Raw genomic sequence first — 20,419 nt, forward strand, 5'->3', positions numbered from 1 at the left:
GCTGGCCGGCAGGGCACAGACTGTACGGCGGAGAGGGGTAGTCCGTACACGTTGTCGATGGCGGACCCGGGCGCCTCGCCCGGAGACTCGGGGGCACCCGACCGGAAGGAGCGGACGTCGTGACCGACCGCATCAGCCATTGGATCGACGGCAAGCCGGTCGTCGGCACCGGACGCACCGGCGACGTGTACGACCCGGCGACCGGCCAGGTCAGCGCCCAGGTGGACTTCGCCGGACCGGCCGAGGTGGACCAGGCCGTGGCCGCGGCGACCGCCGCGTTGCCAGGCTGGCGGGGCACGTCGCTCGCCGGGCGGACGCGCGTGTTGTTCGCCTTCCGCGAGCTGCTTCAGGCGCGCAAACACGAGCTGGCGAAGATCGTGACGAGCGAACACGGCAAGGTCGAATCGGACGCCGCGGGCGAGGTCGCGCGCGCGATCGAGAACGTCGAGTACGCGTGCGGCGCGGCGCAAATGCTCAAGGGCGGGTTCAGCGAGAACGCCTCCACCGGCGTCGACGTGTACTCGATCGCGCAGCCGCTCGGGGTGGTCGGCGTGATCTCGCCGTTCAATTTTCCCGCGATGGTGCCGCTTTGGTTCGTGCCGAACGCGCTGGCGTGCGGCAACACCGTCGTGCTCAAGCCGAGCGAGAAGGACCCGTCCGCGGCGCTGTTCATCGCCGAACTCCTCGCCGAAGCAGGCCTGCCCTCCGGCGCGTTCAACGTTCTGCAGGGCGACAAAGTCGCGGTCGACGGACTGCTCGCGCACCCGGACGTCAAGGCGATCTCCTTCGTCGGTTCGACCCCGATCGCGCGCTATGTCTACGAAACCGGCACCAGCCACGGAAAGCGCGTGCAGGCGCTCGGCGGGGCGAAGAACCACATGATCGTGCTGCCGGACGCAGACCTCGACCTGGCCGCGGACGCCGCCGTGTCAGCCGGTTTCGGATCGGCGGGGGAGCGGTGCATGGCGGTGTCGGTGGTGGTCGCCGTCGAACCTATCGCGGACGAACTGGTGGCCAAAATCGTTGACCGGATGCGAAAACTGCGCGTCGGAGACGGACGCAAACCGTCGTCGGAGATGGGCCCGCTGGTCACCAGGGCACACCACGAGCGCGTTTCGTCCTATGTGGACACCGGGGTGGCCGAAGGCGCGGAACTGGTAATGGACGGCCGGGGTGTGGAAGCAGACGGCGCGGACGAAGGATTCTGGCTGGGCCCCACGCTTTTCGACCGCGTCACGCCCAGTATGGCGGTGTACACCGACGAAATCTTCGGCCCCGTGCTGTCCGTCGCGCGAACGGAGAGCTTCGACGACGCGCTGGCGCTCATCAACGCCAACCCGTACGGCAACGGAACCGCCATCTTCACCGGCGACGGACGCGCGGCGCGCCGCTTCCAGAACGAGGTCGAAGTGGGCATGGTGGGCGTGAACGTGCCCATCCCGGTGCCGGTCGGCTACTACTCCTTCGGCGGCTGGAAAGACTCCCTGTTCGGCGACACGCACGCGTATGGGCCGGAGGGATTCCACTTCTTCACGCGGACGAAGGTGGTGACGTCCCGTTGGCCGGACACGTCGCACGCGGGGGTGAACTTGGGGTTCCCGAAGAACTCCTGACCCGGTTCACCACACGCCGTTCTCGCCGACGATGCTCGCCGCGGAGCCGCTGTTCCCGAAGCGGCGCACCGCGATGACCAGCTCGGCCGCGAGCCGCTTCCCGCGGTCCGGACTGACGGTGTGGGTGCGGTGCCCACGCGGAGCTGCCATTTTTCGGTGGTGCCCGGACCTCGCGGGATGCCCGGGGAGGATCGTCAGCGGCGCGCGGATTCGCCCAGAAGCCGCAGCCGAGCGCTTCGCCGAGCTGGCTCCGGTGCGTCCTCCCGGCGAGATCGGCGGCGGCCACCTCGCCGGTCCCGGTCACGCCGGGAGGATGTTGACCACGAGTTTGCTGCGCGGGATCAGGCAGACGGTGTTGTTCCGGTCGGGTCGGAGGGATTCGAACTGCCGTTCGGTGAGCCGGTAGGTGATGCCGCCCGCGTTCATCTCCCACTGCGAGGTGCGGGCGAAGTAGTGCCGGACGCAGATCGGGTAGGCGTGGGATTGGCCGTCCTGCTCGAAGTTGTGGGTCCAGCCGGTGATGACGGTGAGCGGGCGGGTCAGGTTCTGGTAGCTGCGCAGGCAGCTGACCAGCAGGGCCACGATCAGAATGAGGACGAACGGTGCCGCGCCGAGGGTTTGCCCGCGGTGCGGCCCGTCGAGGACGCCCGTGGTCAGCGGCAGGACGATCGCGAGCGCGATCAGCACGCCGGCCAGCCCGAGCTGGAACCGGAACCAGCCGCCTACCAGGAGGGATCGCTGGGACGGGTGCAGCCGCCCGGCCAAGTTCGCGGTCGCGACCTCGGCCGGGTCAGCGGGCCGCACTGTCATCGAGGACCGCCCTCGCCGCCGCTCTCGGAACCGCCGCTTTCCGGCCTGCCGCCTTCGCCGCCGCCCTCTCCGCCTTCTCGGGCGCGTTCCTTCTCGTAAGACTCGGCGGACTCGTGCGAGCGGTCGATCTGCTCGTTTTCCTGCCGCCGCCCTTCGGCCACGACGCCGGTCGTGTCGGCGGTGTTCCACTTGGGCACGCCGCCCTCGGCTTCCTTCCACTTCGACAGGTTGAGGGAGCTGCGGTTCGGTTCGGCGAATTTGGACAGGTTGTCCGGGAGGTCGGCTCCCGCCGACTTCTTCCAGTCTTCGGCCTTCTCGCCGGCCTTCTCCCACTTCTCGGCCCGGCTGAGCTTGTCCCAGTCCGCCCCGGCCTGCTTGAGGCTGTTGGCCTTCTTCTCGACGGAGGCGGCCGCGTCGACGCTCTTGTCGGTCAGCTTGCCCGCGTTCTTGCCGAGTTTGCGCAGCGCGTTCGCGGCGTCCTCGATCGCGCCCTTCGCCTTGCCCGCCTTCTGCGCGAGCTTCTCGAGCTGCTCCACGACCTTCGCGATCCGGCCGGAGATCTTCTCCGCGAGGATCCCGCCCTCGACCACCGTGTCGGCGATGAACGCGGCGACCGTCCCGCCGAACGTGCACCAGGACGACGCCAGCGCGGCCAGCCCCTTGATGATCAGCTCGCCGACGAACGACGAGATCATGTCGCGGAGGATGCCGCGCTCGGTCCCGACGAGCGCGGCGGCGATCGTCATCCCGACCGAGGTGCCTTTGGCCTGGGCGGACGCGCCCTTCAGCGTGGCCACGTACCCGGCGGCAGCGGTCTGGTACGCGGAGCCGCCCTGGCCCTGGAAGTCAGGTTTCACCTTGGCGGCGGCCTGCTGGTACTGCGTCGCGCTCTCGTCGAGCTGCTTGGAGATGTTCTGCCAGGTCGTCGCCTTGGCGGTGACTGCCTCCGGGTTGCCGGCGAGCTTGTCGAGACCTTCCTTGAGGAAGCTGATGTGCTCGATCAGCCAGCCGACGCCCGCGGCGGCCAGCGAGCCGAGCGGGTCCATCGCGGCTCCGAGCAGGTCGAGCCCGTCGGTGACGCCGTCCAGGATCAGGTTGCCCCAGTCGCCCGCGCGGGCGTCGGTGATGGTCGAGGCGACGTCGTTGAAGATGCCGGTGCCGGACGTCTGGGCGTTGAGATTGTCCATCTCGTTGCTCGACGACCCCATGTTGGTGAGCGCGCCCGAGGGGGCTTCGCTCGTCGCGACCAGCGGGTTCCCGCTCATGCCGGCAGCTCCTTCCCGACTCCGTTGACGGTGCCGACAGTCTGTTTTTCGTGGTCGCTGTACGCCTCGTGGGCCGAACCCAGCCGGTCGGCGATGTCGTCGGCGGCACCGGCCACCAAGCCGATGAACATGCTCGCGGTCCCGGTGAAGCCCTCCATCACCGCGGCGAACGGGAGGCCGACGATGCCGAAGGAGTCGTCTCCCAGCGCCTGGCCCTGTTCCGCCGCCTGCGCCGCGGTGTGCACCCCGGCGGCGATGCCCTGCACGTCGCTCTTGTGCTGCTGCAGCGCCTCGAGGTGGACTTGGTATCCGTCTGCCATCAGTTCCTCCCCAGGAACGAGCCGCCGCCGTAGTAGTCGTCGTCATCCGTCGGGTCCGCCGGCGGACGGGCGGGTCGCGCGGGCCGGGACGGCGGCGCGGGCGGAGCCGCGGGCCGGGCGGGCGGCGCGGCGGAATCCTCCTGTGCGTCGAAGAATTGCGGCTGCGGCGTCGAAGGCGGCGCCGGTTCCTCCGGAATTTCCGGTTCCGGGATCTGTTCTTCGAGGAATTTCATCGCGTCGCTGTTCTCGCCGATCACCGGCGCCATGATCGCGGTCAGCTGCTGCGCCGCCTGGGCCTGGGCGCGCCGGGCGGTGGCCAGCACGGCGGCGGCGAGAGCGGCCCGCGGCATCTCGTCCGCGCGGGAGCCGAACTGGAGTTCCTGCAGAGCACCGGCGGTGTTGACGGTCGCGGTGACCGCGCCGTCCTGGCTCGTCGCGGTCGCCGACACGTGCTTCAGCCGTTCCTGCGCTTCCGCGGCCCGCTGCCGGATTTCGGCGATTTCGGGAGAAAGTGCGTTCATGTCGGCCACTGCTTTCGGATCGAGTGGTTCATAGTCTTTCCGAGGCAGAAAACCGGGTTCCGGTTCCCGGTGCAAGCGAAGATCCCAGTTGCCCGGTTCGTCGCTATTAATAATTGTTTGCCAGCCATTTACCCGGGGCTGTCCGGACGGGAGGGCGCGCCGGGCACCGCCGGGTCCGTAAACTCGTTGTGAGTACACAGGAGGACCGCGAAGGAGGTGCCGGTGGCGAACACGGACGAGCGTCGCTTCGAGGTGCTGCGCGCGATCGTCGCCGACTACGTCTCGAACCAGGAGCCAGTCGGGTCGAAGTCGATCGTCGAGCGGCACAACCTCGGCGTTTCCAGTGCCACCGTGCGCAACGACATGGCCGCCCTGGAGGAAGAGGGGTACATCGCCCAGCCGCACACCAGCGCCGGGCGGATCCCCACCGACAAGGGCTACCGGCTGTTCGTCGACCGGCTTTCGGAGATCAAGCCGCTGTCGAGCGCCGAGCGGCGGGCGATCACCAGCTTCCTCGACTCCGGCACCGACCTCGACGACGTGCTGCGCCGGTCGGTCCGGCTGCTCGCGCAGCTCACCCGCCAGGTCGCGGTGGTGCAGTACCCGATGCTCACCAACACCGTGGCGCGCCACCTCGAAGTGGTCCCGCTCACGCCCGCGCGGCTCATGCTCGTGCTGATCACCGACTCCGGCCGGGTCGACCAGCGCACCGTGGACCTGGGCGACGTGGTCACCGAGGAGACCGTGCTGAGGCTGCGCACCGTGCTCAACGGCGCGCTTTCCGGGCGGCGCCTCGCCGACGCCGCGGCGAACGTGGCCGAGCTGCCCGAAGCCGCTCCCGCGGACCTGCGCGACCACCTCACCCGGATCTGCACCACACTGGTCGAATCGCTGGTCGAGCACCCCGAGGAGCGGATCGTGCTCGGCGGCACCGGCAACCTCACCCGCAACGTCGCGGACTTCCCCGGTTCGCTGCGCCAGGTGCTCGAAGCGCTCGAGGAACAGGTGGTGGTGCTGAAGCTGCTCGCCGCGGCCCGCAACCCCGGTGCGGTCACCGTGCTGATCGGTGAGGAAAATGAGGACGAGCAGATGCGCAGCACCTCGGTCGTGTCCATCGGCTACGGCCGGGACGACATGCTGCTCGGGGGAATGGGCGTCGTCGGGCCGACCAGGATGGACTACCCCGGCACGATCGCGGCGGTCCGCGCGGTCGCCAACTACGTGGGGCAGATCCTGTCCGGCCGCTGACCGGCGGCGAGGGCGGAACACGAAGGAGAAGGCAGAGCAACGTGGCGAGGGACTACTACGGGATCCTCGGGGTGGCCAAGAACGCGAGCGATCAGGAGATCAAGCGCGCGTACCGCAAGCTGGCCCGTGAGCTGCACCCCGACGTGAACCCGTCGGAGGACGCCCAGCACCGCTTCGGCGAGGTGACCACCGCGTACGAGGTGCTCTCCGACCCGCAGAAGCGCAAGATCGTCGACCTCGGCGGCGACCCGATGGACGGGGGCGGCCGCGGCGGGGGAGGCGGCGATCCGTTCGCCGGCTTCGGCGGGCTGGGCGACATCATGGACGCGTTCTTCGGGGCCGCTGGCGGAGGCGGCGGACGGGGCCGAGGGCCGCGCAGCCGCGTGCAGCCCGGCTCCGACGCGCTGATCCGGCTCGGCCTCACCCTCGAGGAGTGCGCGACGGGTGTCGACCGTGAGATCACCGTCGACACCGCCATCGTCTGCGACCTGTGCCGCGGCGCGGGAACCGCCGAGGGCACGAGCACCAAGACCTGCGACACCTGCGGCGGGGCCGGCGAGGTCCAGTCCGTGCAGCGGTCGTTCCTCGGCCAGGTCGTCACCGCGCGCCCGTGCCCGGTGTGCCGCGGCTTCGGCGAGGTCATCCCCGACCCGTGCCGCCAGTGCGGCGGCGACGGCCGGATCCGGTCGCGGCGCGGCGTCACCGCGAAGATCCCGCCCGGCGTCGGCGACGGCATGCGGATCCGGCTGTCCGGACAGGGCGAGGTCGGCCCCGGCGGCGGCCCGGCGGGCGACCTCTACGTCGAGATCGACGAGGCCCCGCACGAGGTGTTCGTCCGCGAGGGCAACGACCTGCACTGCAACTTCCGCATCCCGATGACCACCGCGGCGCTCGGCGCGACGGTCCCGATCGCCACCCTGGTCGACGGCGACTACGAACTCGACATCGAACCCGGCACCCAGCCCAACACCGAACTGGTGCTCACCGGCAAGGGCATGCCGCGGCTGCGCTCGTCCGGCCGCGTCGACGGCCGCGGCGACCTGCACGTGCACATCGACGTCGTGGTGCCCACCAAGCTCGACGAGGCCCAGCGCGACCTGCTCGTCGACCTGGCCCAGCAGCGCGGCGAAGAAGTCCCGACGCTCGCCGCCAACGGCAGCAAGCACGGCGGCCTGTTCTCCAAGCTGCGCGCGAAGAACCGCTGACGGTGCCGGACACCACCCTGCCGGTCTTCCTCGCCCCGGCAGTGCCCGCCGAAGGCCGGGCGCTGCTCGACGGCGAGGAAGCCCGGCACGCGGCCACCGTGCGCCGGCTGCGCGTGGGGGAGCAGCTCGTGCTCTCCGACGGAGCCGGCGCGATGGCCCGCTGTGCCGTGGACGCCGTCGAAGCGGGTCGTGCGGCGACGGTCACACTCACCGTTCTCGAGCGCTGGCAAGAGGAACCGCCCGCGCTGCGCGTTCACGTCGCCCAGGCGCTCGCCAAGGGCGACCGCGGGGAACTGGCAGTTGAACTGGCCACCGAAGCAGGCGCGGACGCGATCGTGCCCTGGCGCGCCGCCCGCAGCGTCGCCCGCTGGGACGACGGGCCCCGCGGCGAGAAAGCACTCGCCCGCTGGCGCGCGACCGCCCGCTCCGCCGCGAAACAAGCCCGCCGCGCCCACGTGCCCGCCGTCGCCGAACCGGTCGGCACACGCGAACTCGCGCAACTCGCCGCCACGATGTCCGCCACCCTCGTCCTCGAATCCGGTGTCACCACCAAACTCACCGACCTCGACCTGCCCGACGGCGGCGACGTCCTCCTCGTCGTCGGCCCCGAAGGCGGCATCACCGACGAAGAACTCGCGGCCCTCGAAGAAGCCGGAGCCACGACGGTCCGCCTCGGCCCGACCGTCCTCCGCACCTCCACCGCGGCGGCCGTCGCCCTCGGCGCGCTAGGCGTCCTCACCGGCCGCTGGCACTGACGCGAAACCCGGAAAACCCGGCAGAACCCCTAAACATCCGCACCAGGTGATGGCGCGCCGCACCCCCGGCGGCTACTCTGCTTCGCAACGTGCGAACACAAGGGTTTCAGCCCGCCCGCGGGCGGGCATTACTCTTGAGTACGAACCAGAACCCCGCCGGGCACCTCCCCCCTCGGTCCGGCGGAGCCGCGGCGGCGGTGGAGCGACCCCCAGGCTCCACCGCGCCGCGGCGTCTTCGTATCGCTGGCGCGATCCTTCGCCGCGGCGGTTTCGGCAATTGCTCCCGGGGGGCCGAGCCCCCCGGACCCCCACGGTGCGGTGGTCGCGTGTGGTGCGTCGGTCGCGTTGGTGGGGCGGTGGTCGCGTTGGTGGGGCGGTGGTGGTTGCGTGTCGTGCGTCGGTCGCCTTGGGGTGTCTGCGCTTTGTAGGGTGTTCTTATGAGCGATGCGGGTGCGGCGGAGACGTTGTTCGAGCGGATTATTGCTGGGGAGATTCCGGCGGACGTCGTGTACGAGGACGACGCCACGTTCGCGTTTCGGGACATCAATCCGCAGGCGCGGGTGCATGTGCTCGTGGTGCCTCGGAAGAGGTATCGCAATGTGGGGGAGCTGGCGGAGGCGGATCCGGAGTTGTTGTCCCGGGTGGTGGTGACGGCGCGGAAGGTCGCGGAGCTCGAGGGGATCGTCGAGAGCGGGTACCGGGTGGTGTTCAACACCGACGGTGACGCTGGGCAGACGGTGTTTCACGTGCACGCGCATGTGCTGGGCGGGGAGCAGCTGGGGTTGTTCGGGAAGCCTCAGCCCGGGGCGCACTGAAACCGGGCTGCGGGTGGGTGTCGGGGACAAGTAGCATCTATGGGGTCCCTGTACGTTGACTTGCGAAGTGCGCAGAAAGCAGGACCGAGGCCACGTGGCCGGAACTGAGACGGGTGGAGCCGCCCGACCTGACAATCGGGTATCGGCCGAGGCGACTGCTGCTGGGGCGGCACAGGTTCGATTTCCGATCCCGGAGGGGGCTCAGCTGAGCCTGCTGGGGTCGCGGGACGAGAATTTGCGGGTGGCCGAGGAGCTGCTGGCCGCGGACGTGCACGTGCGCGGCAACGAGGTCACGTTGACCGGCGCCGCCGCCGACGTGGCGTTCGCGGAGCGTGTTTTTACCGAACTGGTGCAGCTTGCCGGCGGCGGGCAGCAGGTCGGGCCGGACACGGTGCGGCGGACTGTGGGGATGCTCTCCAGCGGCGACGCGTCGCCCGCGGAGGTGTTGAGCCTCAACATCGTTTCGCGGCGCGGCAAGACCATTCGGCCCAAGACGCTGAACCAGAAGCGGTACGTCGACGCGATCGACAAGCACACCATTGTGTTCGGCATCGGGCCCGCCGGCACCGGCAAGACGTATCTCGCGATGGCGAAAGCCGTGCAGGCGTTGCAGGCCAAGCAGGTCACGCGGATCGTGCTGACGCGGCCGGCGGTCGAGGCGGGCGAGCGGCTCGGGTACCTGCCGGGGACGCTGAACGAGAAGATCGACCCTTATCTGCGGCCGCTCTACGACGCGCTGCACGACATGGTCGAGCCGGAGTCGATTCCGCGGCTGATGCAGGCGGGCACGATCGAAATCGCACCGCTGGCGTACATGCGCGGCCGGACGCTGAACGACGCCTTCATCATCCTCGACGAGGCGCAGAACACCACGCCCGAGCAGATGAAGATGTTCCTCACCCGCCTCGGGTTCGGCGCGAAGATCGTCGTCACCGGCGACATCACCCAGATCGACCTCCCCGGCGGGCAGCGCAGCGGGCTCCGCGTCGTGCGCGACATCCTCGGCGGCGTCGAGGACCTGCACTTCGCCGAGCTCACCAGCCAGGACGTCGTCCGGCACCGACTGGTCGGCGACATCGTCGACGCGTACGAGAAGTGGCAGGCCGTGCAGGACGCGCAAGAGCAGCAGAACGGCGGCTGGAAGGGCACCCGCCGATGAGCATCGAGATCGCCAACGAATCCGGCGTCGACGTCGACGAGGCGTCCATCGTCTCCGCCGCGCGCTACACGCTGGAGAAAATGGAGGTCAGCCCGCTGGCCGAGCTGTCCATCCTGTGCGTCACCCTCGAGGTGATGGAAGACCTCCACGAACGCTGGATGGACCTGCCCGGGCCCACCGACGTGATGGCCTTCCCGATGGACGAACTCGACTCGTCGCGCCGCCCCGACGCGCCCGACTCGTCCCCGGCGCTGCTCGGCGACATCGTGCTCTGCCCGGCCTTCGCGAAAGACCAGGCGAAAACCGCGGGCCACCGGCTGATCGACGAACTGCACCTGCTCACCGTCCACGGCTGCCTCCACCTCCTCGGCTACGACCACGCCGAACCCGCCGAGGAACGCGAGATGTTCGGGCTGCAGAAGCGGATCCTCGGCGAGTTCCAGGCCGCGGTCGCGGCGCACCAGGCCCGCGACGCGCAGCGCGACGTCGACGACCGCGTGCTCGGCATCGCCGGGCTCGACGTGCCGCAGCCCGGGGAAACGCCCTAGGCTCCGACGATGGGAAACCCCCCGGCACAGGTCGTCATCGCGGTGACGCTGGTGCTGCTCGCGGGCGTGTTCGCCGCCGCGGACGCCGCGGTCGGCACGGTGTCGCAAGCCAGGGTCGACGGCCTCGTCCGCAGCGGCCGCGTCGGAGCCCGCCAGCTCGCCGCGGTCGTCGCCGAACGCCGCAGGCACATCAACCTGCTGCTCCTGCTGCGGCTCGCCTGCGAACTCACCGCCACGGTGCTGGTCACCGTGTCCTTCGTCGCGTGGTTCGAGCGGCTGTGGCTGGCGATCCTGGTGTCCGCGGTGGTGATGGTCGTGGTCAGCTACGTCATCATCGGCGTCGGCCCGCGCACCATCGGCCGCCAGCACCCGTACCGCGTCGGCACGATCGTGGCCGGACCGGTCCGCGTCCTCGGCACGGTCCTCGGCCCGCTGTCGCGGCTCCTGATCGTGCTCGGCAACGCGATCACCCCCGGCCGCGGCTTCCGCGAAGGCCCGTTCACGTCCGAGGTCGAACTGCGCGAACTGGTCGACCTCGCCCAGGAACGCGGCGTCGTCGAGGACTCCGAACGCGAGATGATCCACTCGGTGTTCGAACTCGGCGACACCGTCGCCCGCGAGGTCATGGTGCCGCGCACCGAGATCGTCTGGATCGAGCGCACCAAGACCGTCCGCCAGGCCCTCGCGCTCGCGCTGCGCACCGGGTTCACCCGCGTCCCGGTGATCGACGATTCGGTGGACGACATCGTCGGCGTGGTCAACATCAAAGACCTCATGCCCGAGTACATGGGTCCGGACGGGCCGAGCACGGTCGTCGACGCGGTGATGAACCCGGCGAGCTTCGTGCCCGACTCCAAACGGCTCGACGAGCTGCTCAAGGAAATGCAGCGCACGCACAACCACATGGCGATCGCGGTGGACGAGTACGGCGGCACCGCCGGCCTGCTCACCATCGAGGACATCCTCGAGGAGATCGTCGGCGAGATCACCGACGAATCCGACGCCGACGAACGCCCCGACGTCGAGGAACTCGAGGACGGCTCGGTCCGGGTGTCGTCCCGGCTCGGCGTCGACGACCTCGGCGACCTGTTCGGCATCGACCTCGAAGACCACGACGTGGAGACCGTGGGCGGGCTGCTCGCCGAGCGACTGGGTAGGGTCCCGCTGCCGGGGGCCGAAGCCGAGGTCGCCGGTCTTCGGCTGTTCGCCGAAGGGGGCAAGGACCGCCGCGGCCGGATGCGGATCACGTCCGTGGTCGTCCGGCCGTCGTCGGCGCGCCCGCGCACCCGCCCGCCCCAGCCCGAAGAGCACGACAGGAGAGTCGAACATGCCTGACCTCGACGCCGAGGACCAGAAGCTGGTCACGCTGGCCCGTTCGGCCCGCGCGCGGACCGGCGCGGACGAAGGCGCCGCGGTCCGCGACACCGACGGCCGCACCTACGCCGCGACCACCGTCGACCAGCCTTCGTTCCAGCTCACCGCGCTGCAAGCGGCCGTCGCCGCCGCTTTGTCCAGCGGCGCCGAAGGACTCGAAGCCGCCGCTGTGGTCACCGCCGACGCGCTGGTCGCCGAGGCGTCCGTGAACGCGGTCCGCGACGTCGCGAAGATGGCGCCGATCGTCCGCGCCGACCCGTCCGGCGCCGTGGTCGAGGTGCAACGCCCGTGACCGAGCCGCACCGTTCCGGATTCGCGTGCTTCGTCGGCCGCCCCAACGCGGGCAAATCGACGCTCACCAACGCGCTCGTCGGCACGAAGGTCGCGATCACCTCCAGCAAACCGCAGACCACCCGGCACGCGATCCGCGGCATCGTGCACCGCGACGACGCGCAGCTGGTGATCATCGACACGCCCGGTCTGCACCGCCCGCGCACGCTGCTCGGCCAGCGGCTCAACGACGTCGTGCACGAGACCTGGTCCGAAGTGGACGTCGTCGGGTTCTGCGTGCCCGCCAACGAGAAGATCGGCCCCGGCGACCGGTTCATCGCCGCCGAGCTGAAGAAGATCGCCCGGCGCACCCCGGTGCTCGGCGTCGTCACCAAGACCGACCTGGTGAAGCCGGACCAGATCGCCGAGCAGCTGGTCGCGCTGCAAGAGGTGATGGAGTTCGCCGACCTCGTGCCGGTGTCCGCTGTGGACGGTTTCCAGGTGCAGACCGTTGCCGATCTGCTGGTGCAGCGGCTGCCCGAGGGACCGCAGCTGTACCCGGGCGGCGAACTGACCGACGAGCCCGAGCAGATCCTCGTCGCGGAGCTGATCCGCGAAGCCGCGCTCGAAGGCGTCCGCGACGAACTGCCGCACTCGATCGCGGTGACTGTCGAGGAAATGCTCCCGCGCGAAGACCGCGACGACCTCATCGACATCCACGCGCTGCTGTACGTGGAACGCCCCAGCCAGAAGGGGATCATCCTGGGGCACAAGGGCGAACGGCTGCGCGAGGTCGGCGCGACCGCGCGCAAGCACATCGAACGGCTGCTGGGCACGAAGGTGTATCTCGACCTGCACATCAAGGTGGCCAAGGACTGGCAGCGCGACCCGAAGCAGCTGCGCCGGCTGGGTTTCTGACCGGTTCCGATCGTGTCCGGCGGCGCGGGCGGGTAGCGTCGGGCCGAACCGCACCCGATTTGTCCAGGGGGACCGCATGACCGGCCCGTATCCGCCGCAGGGCCCGTACCCTCCGTCGTACGGCTATCCGCCGCAGTACCCGCCGCCGCCGGACAGCAACCTGGTGTGGGCGATCCTGGCGACCGTGTTCTGCTGCCTGCCGCTGGGGATCGTCGCGATCGTCAAGGCCAGCCAGGTGAACACCTTGTGGTATCAGGGATACGCGGCCGAGGCGCACCGCGCGGCGGACGAGGCGCGCAAGTGGGCGATGTGGTCGGCGATCAGCATCGCCATCCTGATCGGGCTGTACGTGATCGTCGCGCTCGTCGTCCTGCTGATCGCCGGGAGAGCGATCTGGTGGCTGCATTGAGCACCGTCTCACCGGACTGCCGGCGCGCGGAACCCGTGCGGTGGCAAGGGCTCTCGCCGGTCCCGCGGCCGCGGCGGGCGGGATCGGCCTGGCGTGCGCCGCGGTGTGGCTCGGCGATCCGACCACGCCCGGCGGCCCGCTCCCGGTGTGCCCGACGAAGCTGCTTTTCGGGATCGACTGCCCCGGCTGCGGCGGGATGCGCATGGCCTACAGCGTGCTGCACGGCGATTTTTCCGCGGCAGTGCACTACAACGCGGTGGCTTTGGTGTTCGTCGCGCTGTTCGCGTGGAGCGGTTTCGCTTGGACCGCCGGACGGCTGCGCGGCCGGACGATGCGGTCCTGGCTGCACTGGCGCCGGACGCCGCACGTCGTCGCGGTCGTGTTCGTGCTGTGGTTCGTCGTGCGCAACATCCCGTTCGCGCCGTTCACCAGCCTGTCCGTCTGAGTTAGCCTCGTTTTCGCTGTCCCCGGAACCGGTCCGGCCGCCGTCGCGTCCCACGCGTCACCCGATGCGGACACCTGCTCGGCTCAGCCCAGGTGGACGAGGTACGCTCCCGCGCACTGGCGTGTCCGCGCAAGCCGCGATCAGCGCGCGCCCGCCGAGACCACGAACGAGGGGGACACTCGATGACCTATCCCTACGGCCAGCCCGGCGGCCCGCCTCAAGGCGGACCGTCGTTCGGCGCGCCGCCGGGACAGCAGGCACCGGGCGGCTACCCCCAGCCAGCCGGATTCGGGCAGCCGTCCGGTCCCGTCTACGCGGACTGGGGCCAGCGCGCCGGCGCCTATCTCATCGATTTCGCCCCGCTGCTCGCCGGGATGCTGATCGCCGTGCTCGTGTCGCTGGTCTCGGGCGTCGCGGGCACGATCGTCTACCTGCTGGCGATTCTCGGCAATCTCGCCTGGACGGTCTTCAACCGCTGGATCAACGGCGGGAACACCGGCCAGTCGCTGGGCAAGCGGATCGTCGGCGTCAAGCTCGTCAGCGAGGCCACCGGCGAGCCGATCGGGGCCGGGATGGCGTTCGTCCGCGACGTCGCGCACGCGCTGGACAGCATGGCGTTCGCCCTCGGCTTCCTGTGGCCGCTGTGGGACGACAAGGCGCAGACGTTCTCGGACAAGATCCTCAGCACCGTTGTGGTGCCCGCCGGGCCCGCGCCTTCCGGTGCGCCGGGCGGCGGATTCGGGCAGCCGGGCGGATTCCCGGGCCAGCCCGGCGGGTTCGGGCAGCCTGGCCAGCCGGGCGGGTTCCCGGGCGCCGCGCCGGGATTCGGCCAGCCGGGAGGGTTCCCGGGGCAGCCGGATGCCGCGCCGCAGCCTGTATTCGGTCAGCCGGGCGGTTTCGCCGGTCAGCCGGGCGCCGCACCGGGATTCGGGCAGCCCGCCTCGGGCGGGTTCCCCGCGCAGCCGAACGCCGGATTTCCCGCCGCACCAACCGGATTCGGGGCTCCGCAACCAGGATTCGGCCAGCCGCCGGTCCCGGGAACCCCGCCGCGGCAAGGATTCGCGCAGCCGGGCGTCCCGCCGCAGCCCGCGTTCGGGCAGCCGGGACAGCCGCAGCCCGGCCAGCCGCAGCCGGGGTTCGGGCAGCCGCCCGCCGCGCCGGGTGTGGGCGGATCTCCGCAGCAGCCGGGCCCCACGGCGTTCGAGCAGCCCGAGCCGACCCAGGTCGTGCGCCCGGCCGCGCCCCGGCAAGCACCGTCCGAAGCCTTCGGCGCCGCCGAACGCACCCAGGTCGTGAAGCCGGCGGACGAGCCGGAAGCGACGCAGATGATCAAGCCGGAGACACCGGAGCCCGGTCCGGCACAGTCCTGATCCGCACCGGATCACGGTTAGCACGGTAAGCACGAGAAACTCGGGGGAACCCAGATGACCAATCCCTACGGCCAGCCCCAGCAGCCCCAGCAACCCTACGGCGGCCAGCCGCAGCAGCCCTACGGCCAGCAGCCGTACCCGCAGTCCGGCGCGACGCCGGCGCAGCCGTACCCGCAGCAGCCCTACGGCCAGCCCGCGCCGTACGGCCAGCCCGCCTACGGCGGCGCGCCCGGCGGCGACATGAGCGCCATCAAGGACTACAAGGGCTGGGCGATCGGCTGCATCTTCCTGATGTGGATCGTCGCGATCTTCGCGATCATGAAGTCGAACGAAGTCCAGACGTACAAGATGCAGGGCAACTACGCGATGGCCCAGCAGGCGTCGCAGACGACGCGCACGCTGTGCCTGGTCGCCACCATCATCGGCGCGCTCGCCTGGGTGTTCGCGATCATCATGATCATCATCAGCCTCGTGGCCGCGTCCGAGGTGCACAGCTACTACTGCACCGGCAGCTACTGCTGAACCAGGGCGCCCCGCCCCGGCATCGCCTCCGAAGTGGGACGATGTCGGGGTGGTGAACCTCTACCGCGACACCGGGGTGGTGCTGCGCACGCACAAGCTGGGCGAGGCCGACCGGATCGTCACCCTGCTCACGAGGCGGCACGGCAAGGTCCGGGCCGTCGCGAAGGGCGTGCGGCGCACGTCGTCGCGGTTCGGAGCTCGGCTGGAGCCGTTCGGGCACGTGGACGTGCAGTTCTATCCCGGACGGTCGCTCGACGTCATCACCCAGGTCGAGACCGTCGACGCGTTCGCCCTGCCTCTGGTGGCCGACTACCAGCGCTACACCGCGGCGTCCGCGATCGCGGAGACCGCGGACCGGCTTTCGGCTGAAGAGGGCGAACCGGTCCTGAAGCTGTACCTGCTGGTCGTGGGCGCGTTGCGAGCCCTGGCCGGCGGACAGCGAGACGCGTCGCTGGTGCTCGACGCGTTTTTCCTCCGGGCCATGGCCTACGCCGGCTGGGCCCCGGCGATCACCGAATGCGCCCGCTGCGGCCTGCCCGGCCCGCACGCCGCGTTCAACATCGCCGCGGGCGGCTCGATGTGCCCGGACTGCCGCATCGCCGGCTCGGTGCATCCCGCGCCCGAGGTGCTGACCCTGCTGAACGCGCTGCTGCAGGGGGAGTGGGCGGTCGCCGAATCGTCGCCGGGGATCACCCGCCGGGACGCGTCCGGCCTGGTCGCGGCGCATCTGCAGTGGCATCTGGAACGGCAGCTGCGGTCGCTTCCGCTCGTGGAGCGGCGTGCCCGGGAGGCCGCCGGGCCGGGCCCAGTAGGGTCGGCCGGGTAGAAAATCCATTCTTCAGGAGGCCGGGAGTGCTGCGCAGGGGACGGGAGACCCGCTCGGCGGGGTACGAGCTGCGGGCGCCGGAGCCGCACGCCTCCGGGGCGAAACCGCCGGAGATCCCGGCGGACCTGGTGCCGAAGCACGTCGCGCTCGTCATGGACGGCAACGGCCGCTGGGCCAACCAGCGCGGCCTGCCTCGGATCGAGGGCCACAAGCGCGGCGAGGCCGTGATGATCGACGTCGCGAGCGGCGCGGTCGAGATCGGCGTGAAGTGGCTGTCGGTGTACGCGTTCTCGACGGAGAACTGGAAGCGCAGCCCCGAGGAAGTGCGGTTCCTGATGGGCTTCAACCGCGACACCATCCGCCGCCAGGTCGACTACCTCGGTTCGATCGGCGTGCGCATCCGCTGGGCCGGGCGGCGGCCGAAGCTGTGGGCCAGCGTGATCAAGGAACTGCAGGTCGCCGAAGAGAAGACGAAGAACAACACCAAGCTCAACATGACGATGTGCGTCAACTACGGCGGCCGGGCCGAACTGGGCGACGCGATGCGCCGGATCGGCCAGGACGTCGCGGCGGGGAAGATCAACCCGGACAAGATCGACGAGCGCACCATCGGGAAATACCTGTACCAGCCGGAAATGCCGGACGTCGACCTGTTCCTCCGGCCGTCGGGGGAGCAGCGGACGTCGAACTTCCTGGTGTGGCAGTCGGCGTACGCGGAGATGGTCTACCAGGACACGCTGTTCCCGGACTTCGACCGGACGCACCTGTGGCAGGCGTGCCTCGACTTCGCGAAGCGCGACCGCCGGTTCGGCGGCGCGGTGGACCAGGCAGGGAGCACGAAATGAGCACCGCGGAAGCCGCCGAGACCGGCGCACTGCTCACCCGGGCGCGCGAGGCGCTGGAACGCTACCTGGAAGTCCACGTCGACGACGACGGCGCGATCACGTTTTCCCACGCGGACGTCCCGTGCGTCATCCAGGCCACCCGCCTCGCCGACGGGCTGACGGTCCTCAGCCTGACCTGCGTCGTGGCCTGGGACCTGCCCGACGACCCGGCCCTCGCGGTCGCGGTCGCGGAGCGGGCCGGACAGGGGTTGTTCGGGACTTTGGGCGTCGGCCACACCGATCGCGGGATGGACGTGACGCTGCGGTACGCGTTCCCGGCGGAGGGGATGGACCCGTCGCCGCTGGGGACGTTGCTGATGCTGGTGGTTTCTACGGCGTCGCAGTTGCGGACCGAGCTGCCTGGTGTGGAGGCCTGAGCCGGGTTTCGGTTGGGCGCGGCGTGTTGTTGCTTGCCTGGCGTGGAGGCCTGAGCCGAGTTTTCGCCTGAACAGCGGCGTGATGGTTCTCCGGCGGATCTCCCTGGCCAAACTTCGCGATGTAGCCCGTCCCGCTGCTTTTGTGGTTTTGCCGCGGGATTCCGCGTTCGCGATCGCTTCGGCGTCCGCGTCTGAGGTCTTGCCGTTTGCTCGAAACGATGCCTGGCCGCGGACCTCTCGCTACCGGCTGTTCTGCTGGTCGCGTCGGAGGTCCGTTCCGTATTCGCCCCGTCCGCCTCGCGCCTGCACGGTTCCCCCTTGGCCTTCTCCGTCCAAGCCGCGCCACCGCCCGTCCGATTCCGCCCCTTCCTCCCTCCCAATCGGGTGACATTCACGCAAAACCGGCGCGAGGGGTCCCCTCGCGACACCGGCGGCTGGGGTTCTGTCGGACCCGGCTGGCATCATCGCCTTCGTGGAAACCCTTTCCAACAACGCCGCCGAGGAGCGCCCCCGCACGCGGCGGTTCAGGATCAGCTCCATCGAGATCCTGTGCGCCGTGCTGCTGGTCGCCGTCCTCGCGCAAAGCAAGCTCCAGGACCTCTTCGACGTGGCCGCGCTGCGCACCGGGTCCACCGTGTTCGTCGCGGTGTGCGTGCAGGCGCTGCCGTTTCTCGTGCTCGGCGTGCTGATCAGCGGAGCGATCGCCGCGTTCGTGCCCGCCCGTGCGCTGGAACGGGTGCTGCCGAAGAAAGCGTCGGCCGCGGTCGGCGTCGCCGGGCTGGCCGGAGTCGCCTTGCCCGGCTGCGAATGCGCGTCGGTTCCCGTCGCGCGCCGGTTGATCGGCCAAGGCGTCGCACCCGCCGCCGCGCTCACCTTCCTGCTCGCCGCGCCCGCGGTGAACCCGGTGGTGCTGGTGGCCACCGCGGTCGCGTTCCCCGGCCGCCCGGAAATGGTGTTCGCGCGGTTCGCCGGCTCGCTCGCCACCGCGATGGCGATGGGCTGGATCTGGGCCCGCTGGGGCAAACTCTCGTGGATCACCGAACGAGCGCTGCGCCGGCTGCCCGACGTCCAACCAGGACAGCGATGGCGGGTCTTCGCCGAAACCGCCCGCACCGATCTCGTCGAAGCCGGCGGATTCCTCGTCCTCGGCGCGCTGATTTCCGCGTCCCTCAACGTTCTCGTGCCCGCGAAGTGGTTCGAAGTGCTGTCCGGGCAGATCATCGTCGGCGTCGTGGTGATGGCGGTGCTGGCCGTGGTCCTCGCGCTGTGCAGCGAGGCCGACGCGTTCGTCGCCGCCTCCCTCACCGCCGTGCCGTTGCTGCCGAAACTGGTGTTCCTGGTGGTCGGTCCCGCCGTCGACGTCAAGCTTTTCGCCTTGCAGACAGGCACTTTCGGCCGATCCTTCGCCGCCCGGTTCGCCCCGGTCACCTTCGTGGTGGCGATCGCCTGCGGCACCATCGCCGGCGTGCTCTTCCTCGGAGGCGTCCGATGAGGCGCGAAACCCAAAACGTGCTGCTGATCCTCCTGGGCGGCGCCCTGGTGAAGATCGCGCTCAACGGCGACTACCTGCGCTACGTGAAACCAGCCCAGCAACCATGGATCATCGCCGGTGGCGCGGTCATGCTGGTGCTGGGCGCGACAGCCATCATCCGCGACATCACGGCCGCCCGCGCCGCAGCGAAAGCAGCCCAAGAGCTCGCAGGGGACACCGAACACCCAGACGCACACGGCCACCACCATCACCCGGCGCGCTCAGCGTGGCTGCTGGTCGTCCCGGTACTAGCCGTTTTCCTCGTCGCCCCGCCCGCTCTCGGCGCGGATTCGGTCACCCGCACCGAAGCGCGCCTGCCCGCGAGCGCCGCGACCACGTCGGCAGCCGCGTTCCCGCCGCTACCCGCCGGAGCGGTAGTGCCGATGGCGATGAACGAGGTAGTCACGCGCGCGGGCTGGGACGCCAACGGCACCATGAACGGACGCACCGTCGAAGTCTCCGGATTCGTCGTCCACGCCGGAGGCCAAACCCTGTTGGCCCGCCTGGTCATCAGCTGCTGCGCGGCCGACGCGGCCCCCGTCACCGTGCACCTCAAAGGCGGTGCCGCCGACCGCTTCCCGAGCGATACGTGGCTGCGCGTCGCGGGCCAGATCGTCCCGGGCACCGCGACCCAAGCCAACAGCTACACACCGGACCTGGTCCCGGTGACAGTCGAGCGGATCACCGCGCCGAAGGATCCGTATGAATACTGAAAGGAGCAACGCCTCCGACCCCTCAGCCGCGACCGCCTCGGAACGAGCACCGCCGCGGCAACCTACCCGGTGCACCTGAGTCCGCCAGCTGATCCCGGAACGGTCCTGGGTTCGTGTGTTCGCTCAAGCCCCCGCAGCTTGAGACGGCTCCCGAACGGAACCCGGCCGCGATCGGCCCGAGTGGCTCAGAGCTGCGAAACCCTGCGTTGCGAAACCCCGCAGCCAGACGGCCTCGCCGCGACTCCGCTCGCCCGGAACCGCGCCCCGACTCTCGCGACGAGCCGCCGCTCCGGCCGGCCCCGGAACCGTTCCGCCGCGGGACCCGGGTTGGGTCGCGTGCCCAGCGGTCCTGAGCCTCGGACTGAGCGCCCTGCGTGCCTAGCTAGCGGCCCTGAGAGTCGGACCGGGTCGCCTCGCGCGCCCGGCGGCCCCGAGAGCGGGACTGAGCGGCGGCATGCCCTACGGCCTTGAGTGTCGGGCTGAGGGGCTTGCGTGCCCAGCGGCCCCGAGTACCGGGTCGG

24 protein-coding genes are annotated in these 20,419 nt (G+C 70.3%); 19 read left to right on the forward strand and 5 right to left on the reverse strand.

Going from position 1 to position 20,419, the window contains the following annotated elements; translation table 11 throughout:
• Window positions 1–119: 119 nt before the first annotated feature.
• A complete protein-coding gene (locus ACZ7SW_RS34665; protein WP_470234584.1) occupies window positions 120–1,613 on the forward strand; it encodes a CoA-acylating methylmalonate-semialdehyde dehydrogenase in 1,494 nt (497 codons plus the stop codon).
• Between the two features lie 6 nt (window positions 1,614–1,619).
• On the opposite strand, the gene ACZ7SW_RS34670 is transcribed toward ACZ7SW_RS34665, so the two are convergent.
• From ACZ7SW_RS34670 to ACZ7SW_RS34690, 5 genes are all read right to left on the reverse strand, one after another.
• A complete protein-coding gene (locus tag ACZ7SW_RS34670; protein WP_470234585.1) occupies window positions 1,620–1,763 on the reverse strand; it encodes a hypothetical protein in 144 nt (47 codons plus the stop codon).
• Window positions 1,764–1,913: 150 nt separating this feature from the next.
• Window positions 1,914–2,423: a hypothetical protein gene (locus ACZ7SW_RS34675; RefSeq protein WP_470234586.1), complete on the reverse strand. Its 510-nt coding sequence runs from the start codon at window positions 2,421–2,423 to the stop codon at window positions 1,914–1,916.
• Window positions 2,420–3,688: a PPE domain-containing protein gene (locus tag ACZ7SW_RS34680; protein ID WP_470234587.1), complete on the reverse strand. Its 1,269-nt coding sequence runs from the start codon at window positions 3,686–3,688 to the stop codon at window positions 2,420–2,422. The genes ACZ7SW_RS34675 and ACZ7SW_RS34680 overlap by 4 nt, the downstream gene beginning before the upstream one ends.
• Window positions 3,685–4,008 (reverse strand): type VII secretion target, encoded by a 324-nt coding sequence (locus tag ACZ7SW_RS34685; protein WP_470234588.1) that lies wholly within the window; start codon window positions 4,006–4,008, stop codon window positions 3,685–3,687. The genes ACZ7SW_RS34680 and ACZ7SW_RS34685 overlap by 4 nt, the downstream gene beginning before the upstream one ends.
• A complete protein-coding gene (locus tag ACZ7SW_RS34690; RefSeq protein ID WP_470234589.1) occupies window positions 4,008–4,529 on the reverse strand; it encodes a YbaB/EbfC family nucleoid-associated protein in 522 nt (173 codons plus the stop codon). Before ACZ7SW_RS34690 ends, ACZ7SW_RS34685 begins: the two co-directional genes overlap by 1 nt.
• A 222-nt stretch (window positions 4,530–4,751) precedes the next feature.
• On the opposite strand from ACZ7SW_RS34690, the gene hrcA reads away from it, so the two are divergent.
• The 18 genes from hrcA (at window position 4,752) to ACZ7SW_RS34780 (ending at window position 19,898) form a co-directional block, all read left to right on the forward strand.
• Complete coding sequence (gene hrcA, locus ACZ7SW_RS34695; RefSeq protein ID WP_470234590.1) at window positions 4,752–5,777, forward strand: heat-inducible transcriptional repressor HrcA; 1,026 nt, start codon at window positions 4,752–4,754, stop codon at window positions 5,775–5,777.
• Between the two features lie 41 nt (window positions 5,778–5,818).
• Window positions 5,819–6,982: a molecular chaperone DnaJ gene (dnaJ, locus tag ACZ7SW_RS34700; RefSeq protein WP_037813614.1), complete on the forward strand. Its 1,164-nt coding sequence runs from the start codon at window positions 5,819–5,821 to the stop codon at window positions 6,980–6,982.
• A gap of 2 nt (window positions 6,983–6,984) precedes the next feature.
• The gene (locus tag ACZ7SW_RS34705; protein WP_470234591.1) at window positions 6,985–7,737 is read left to right on the forward strand and encodes a 16S rRNA (uracil(1498)-N(3))-methyltransferase; all 753 of its coding nucleotides are present in this window, start codon (window positions 6,985–6,987) and stop codon (window positions 7,735–7,737) included.
• Between the two features lie 437 nt (window positions 7,738–8,174).
• A complete protein-coding gene (locus ACZ7SW_RS34710) occupies window positions 8,175–8,552 on the forward strand; it encodes a histidine triad nucleotide-binding protein (RefSeq protein ID WP_470234592.1) in 378 nt (125 codons plus the stop codon).
• A gap of 94 nt (window positions 8,553–8,646) precedes the next feature.
• A complete protein-coding gene (locus ACZ7SW_RS34715) occupies window positions 8,647–9,711 on the forward strand; it encodes a PhoH family protein (RefSeq protein ID WP_470234593.1) in 1,065 nt (354 codons plus the stop codon).
• The gene (gene ybeY, locus ACZ7SW_RS34720) at window positions 9,708–10,259 is read left to right on the forward strand and encodes an rRNA maturation RNase YbeY (RefSeq protein WP_470234594.1); all 552 of its coding nucleotides are present in this window, start codon (window positions 9,708–9,710) and stop codon (window positions 10,257–10,259) included. Before ACZ7SW_RS34715 ends, ybeY begins: the two co-directional genes overlap by 4 nt.
• Before the next feature lie 9 nt (window positions 10,260–10,268).
• Window positions 10,269–11,594, forward strand: coding sequence for a hemolysin family protein (locus ACZ7SW_RS34725; RefSeq protein ID WP_470234595.1), 1,326 nt, complete (start codon window positions 10,269–10,271; stop codon window positions 11,592–11,594).
• Complete coding sequence (locus ACZ7SW_RS34730) at window positions 11,587–11,925, forward strand: cytidine deaminase (protein WP_470234596.1); 339 nt, start codon at window positions 11,587–11,589, stop codon at window positions 11,923–11,925. Before ACZ7SW_RS34725 ends, ACZ7SW_RS34730 begins: the two co-directional genes overlap by 8 nt.
• Window positions 11,922–12,821 carry a GTPase Era gene (era, locus tag ACZ7SW_RS34735; protein ID WP_470234597.1) on the forward strand — a complete coding sequence of 300 codons (900 nt, stop codon included), beginning with the start codon at window positions 11,922–11,924 and terminating at the stop codon, window positions 12,819–12,821. The genes ACZ7SW_RS34730 and era overlap by 4 nt, the downstream gene beginning before the upstream one ends.
• A gap of 76 nt (window positions 12,822–12,897) precedes the next feature.
• Window positions 12,898–13,230, forward strand: coding sequence for a CD225/dispanin family protein (locus tag ACZ7SW_RS34740; RefSeq protein ID WP_470234598.1), 333 nt, complete (start codon window positions 12,898–12,900; stop codon window positions 13,228–13,230).
• A gap of 40 nt (window positions 13,231–13,270) precedes the next feature.
• On the forward strand, window positions 13,271–13,675 hold the full coding sequence (locus tag ACZ7SW_RS34745) for a DUF2752 domain-containing protein (RefSeq protein WP_470234599.1): 405 nt from the start codon (window positions 13,271–13,273) through the stop codon (window positions 13,673–13,675).
• 182 nt (window positions 13,676–13,857) lie between these two features.
• A complete protein-coding gene (locus ACZ7SW_RS34750; RefSeq protein WP_470234600.1) occupies window positions 13,858–15,045 on the forward strand; it encodes an RDD family protein in 1,188 nt (395 codons plus the stop codon).
• 54 nt (window positions 15,046–15,099) lie between these two features.
• Window positions 15,100–15,567 carry a CD225/dispanin family protein gene (locus ACZ7SW_RS34755; protein WP_470234601.1) on the forward strand — a complete coding sequence of 156 codons (468 nt, stop codon included), beginning with the start codon at window positions 15,100–15,102 and terminating at the stop codon, window positions 15,565–15,567.
• A gap of 49 nt (window positions 15,568–15,616) precedes the next feature.
• Window positions 15,617–16,393, forward strand: a complete 777-nt coding sequence (recO, locus tag ACZ7SW_RS34760) for a DNA repair protein RecO (protein ID WP_470234602.1) — start codon at window positions 15,617–15,619, stop codon at window positions 16,391–16,393.
• 26 nt (window positions 16,394–16,419) lie between these two features.
• Window positions 16,420–17,238, forward strand: a complete 819-nt coding sequence (locus ACZ7SW_RS34765; protein ID WP_470234603.1) for an isoprenyl transferase — start codon at window positions 16,420–16,422, stop codon at window positions 17,236–17,238.
• Window positions 17,235–17,654 (forward strand): YbjN domain-containing protein, encoded by a 420-nt coding sequence (locus tag ACZ7SW_RS34770; RefSeq protein ID WP_470234604.1) that lies wholly within the window; start codon window positions 17,235–17,237, stop codon window positions 17,652–17,654. Before ACZ7SW_RS34765 ends, ACZ7SW_RS34770 begins: the two co-directional genes overlap by 4 nt.
• 472 nt (window positions 17,655–18,126) lie before the next feature.
• Window positions 18,127–19,146: a permease gene (locus ACZ7SW_RS34775; protein WP_470234605.1), complete on the forward strand. Its 1,020-nt coding sequence runs from the start codon at window positions 18,127–18,129 to the stop codon at window positions 19,144–19,146.
• On the forward strand, window positions 19,143–19,898 hold the full coding sequence (locus ACZ7SW_RS34780) for a TIGR03943 family putative permease subunit (protein ID WP_470234606.1): 756 nt from the start codon (window positions 19,143–19,145) through the stop codon (window positions 19,896–19,898). The genes ACZ7SW_RS34775 and ACZ7SW_RS34780 overlap by 4 nt, the downstream gene beginning before the upstream one ends.
• Window positions 19,899–20,419 lie beyond the last annotated feature (521 nt).

Source organism: Amycolatopsis sp. NPDC114484 (assembly GCF_055633755.1).

Excerpts from the sequence above, each read along its gene's own strand:
- ACZ7SW_RS34680 (WP_470234587.1), bottom strand. The coding sequence starts at position 3,688 with ATGAGCGGGAACCCGCTGGTCGCGACGAGCGAAGCCCCCTCGGGCGCG.
- ACZ7SW_RS34670 (WP_470234585.1), bottom strand. The coding sequence starts at position 1,763 with ATGGCAGCTCCGCGTGGGCACCGCACCCACACCGTCAGTCCGGACCGC.
- ACZ7SW_RS34770 (WP_470234604.1), top strand. The coding sequence starts at position 17,235 with ATGAGCACCGCGGAAGCCGCCGAGACCGGCGCACTGCTCACCCGGGCG.
- ACZ7SW_RS34730 (WP_470234596.1), top strand. The coding sequence starts at position 11,587 with ATGCCTGACCTCGACGCCGAGGACCAGAAGCTGGTCACGCTGGCCCGT.
- ACZ7SW_RS34750 (WP_470234600.1), top strand. The coding sequence starts at position 13,858 with ATGACCTATCCCTACGGCCAGCCCGGCGGCCCGCCTCAAGGCGGACCG.
- ACZ7SW_RS34755 (WP_470234601.1), top strand. The coding sequence starts at position 15,100 with ATGACCAATCCCTACGGCCAGCCCCAGCAGCCCCAGCAACCCTACGGC.
- ACZ7SW_RS34710 (WP_470234592.1), top strand. The coding sequence starts at position 8,175 with ATGAGCGATGCGGGTGCGGCGGAGACGTTGTTCGAGCGGATTATTGCT.
- ACZ7SW_RS34725 (WP_470234595.1), top strand. The coding sequence starts at position 10,269 with ATGGGAAACCCCCCGGCACAGGTCGTCATCGCGGTGACGCTGGTGCTG.
- ACZ7SW_RS34740 (WP_470234598.1), top strand. The coding sequence starts at position 12,898 with ATGACCGGCCCGTATCCGCCGCAGGGCCCGTACCCTCCGTCGTACGGC.
- ybeY (WP_470234594.1), top strand. The coding sequence starts at position 9,708 with ATGAGCATCGAGATCGCCAACGAATCCGGCGTCGACGTCGACGAGGCG.
- ACZ7SW_RS34780 (WP_470234606.1), top strand. The coding sequence starts at position 19,143 with ATGAGGCGCGAAACCCAAAACGTGCTGCTGATCCTCCTGGGCGGCGCC.
- ACZ7SW_RS34690 (WP_470234589.1), bottom strand. The coding sequence starts at position 4,529 with ATGAACGCACTTTCTCCCGAAATCGCCGAAATCCGGCAGCGGGCCGCG.
- ACZ7SW_RS34685 (WP_470234588.1), bottom strand. The coding sequence starts at position 4,008 with ATGGCAGACGGATACCAAGTCCACCTCGAGGCGCTGCAGCAGCACAAG.
- ACZ7SW_RS34675 (WP_470234586.1), bottom strand. The coding sequence starts at position 2,423 with ATGACAGTGCGGCCCGCTGACCCGGCCGAGGTCGCGACCGCGAACTTG.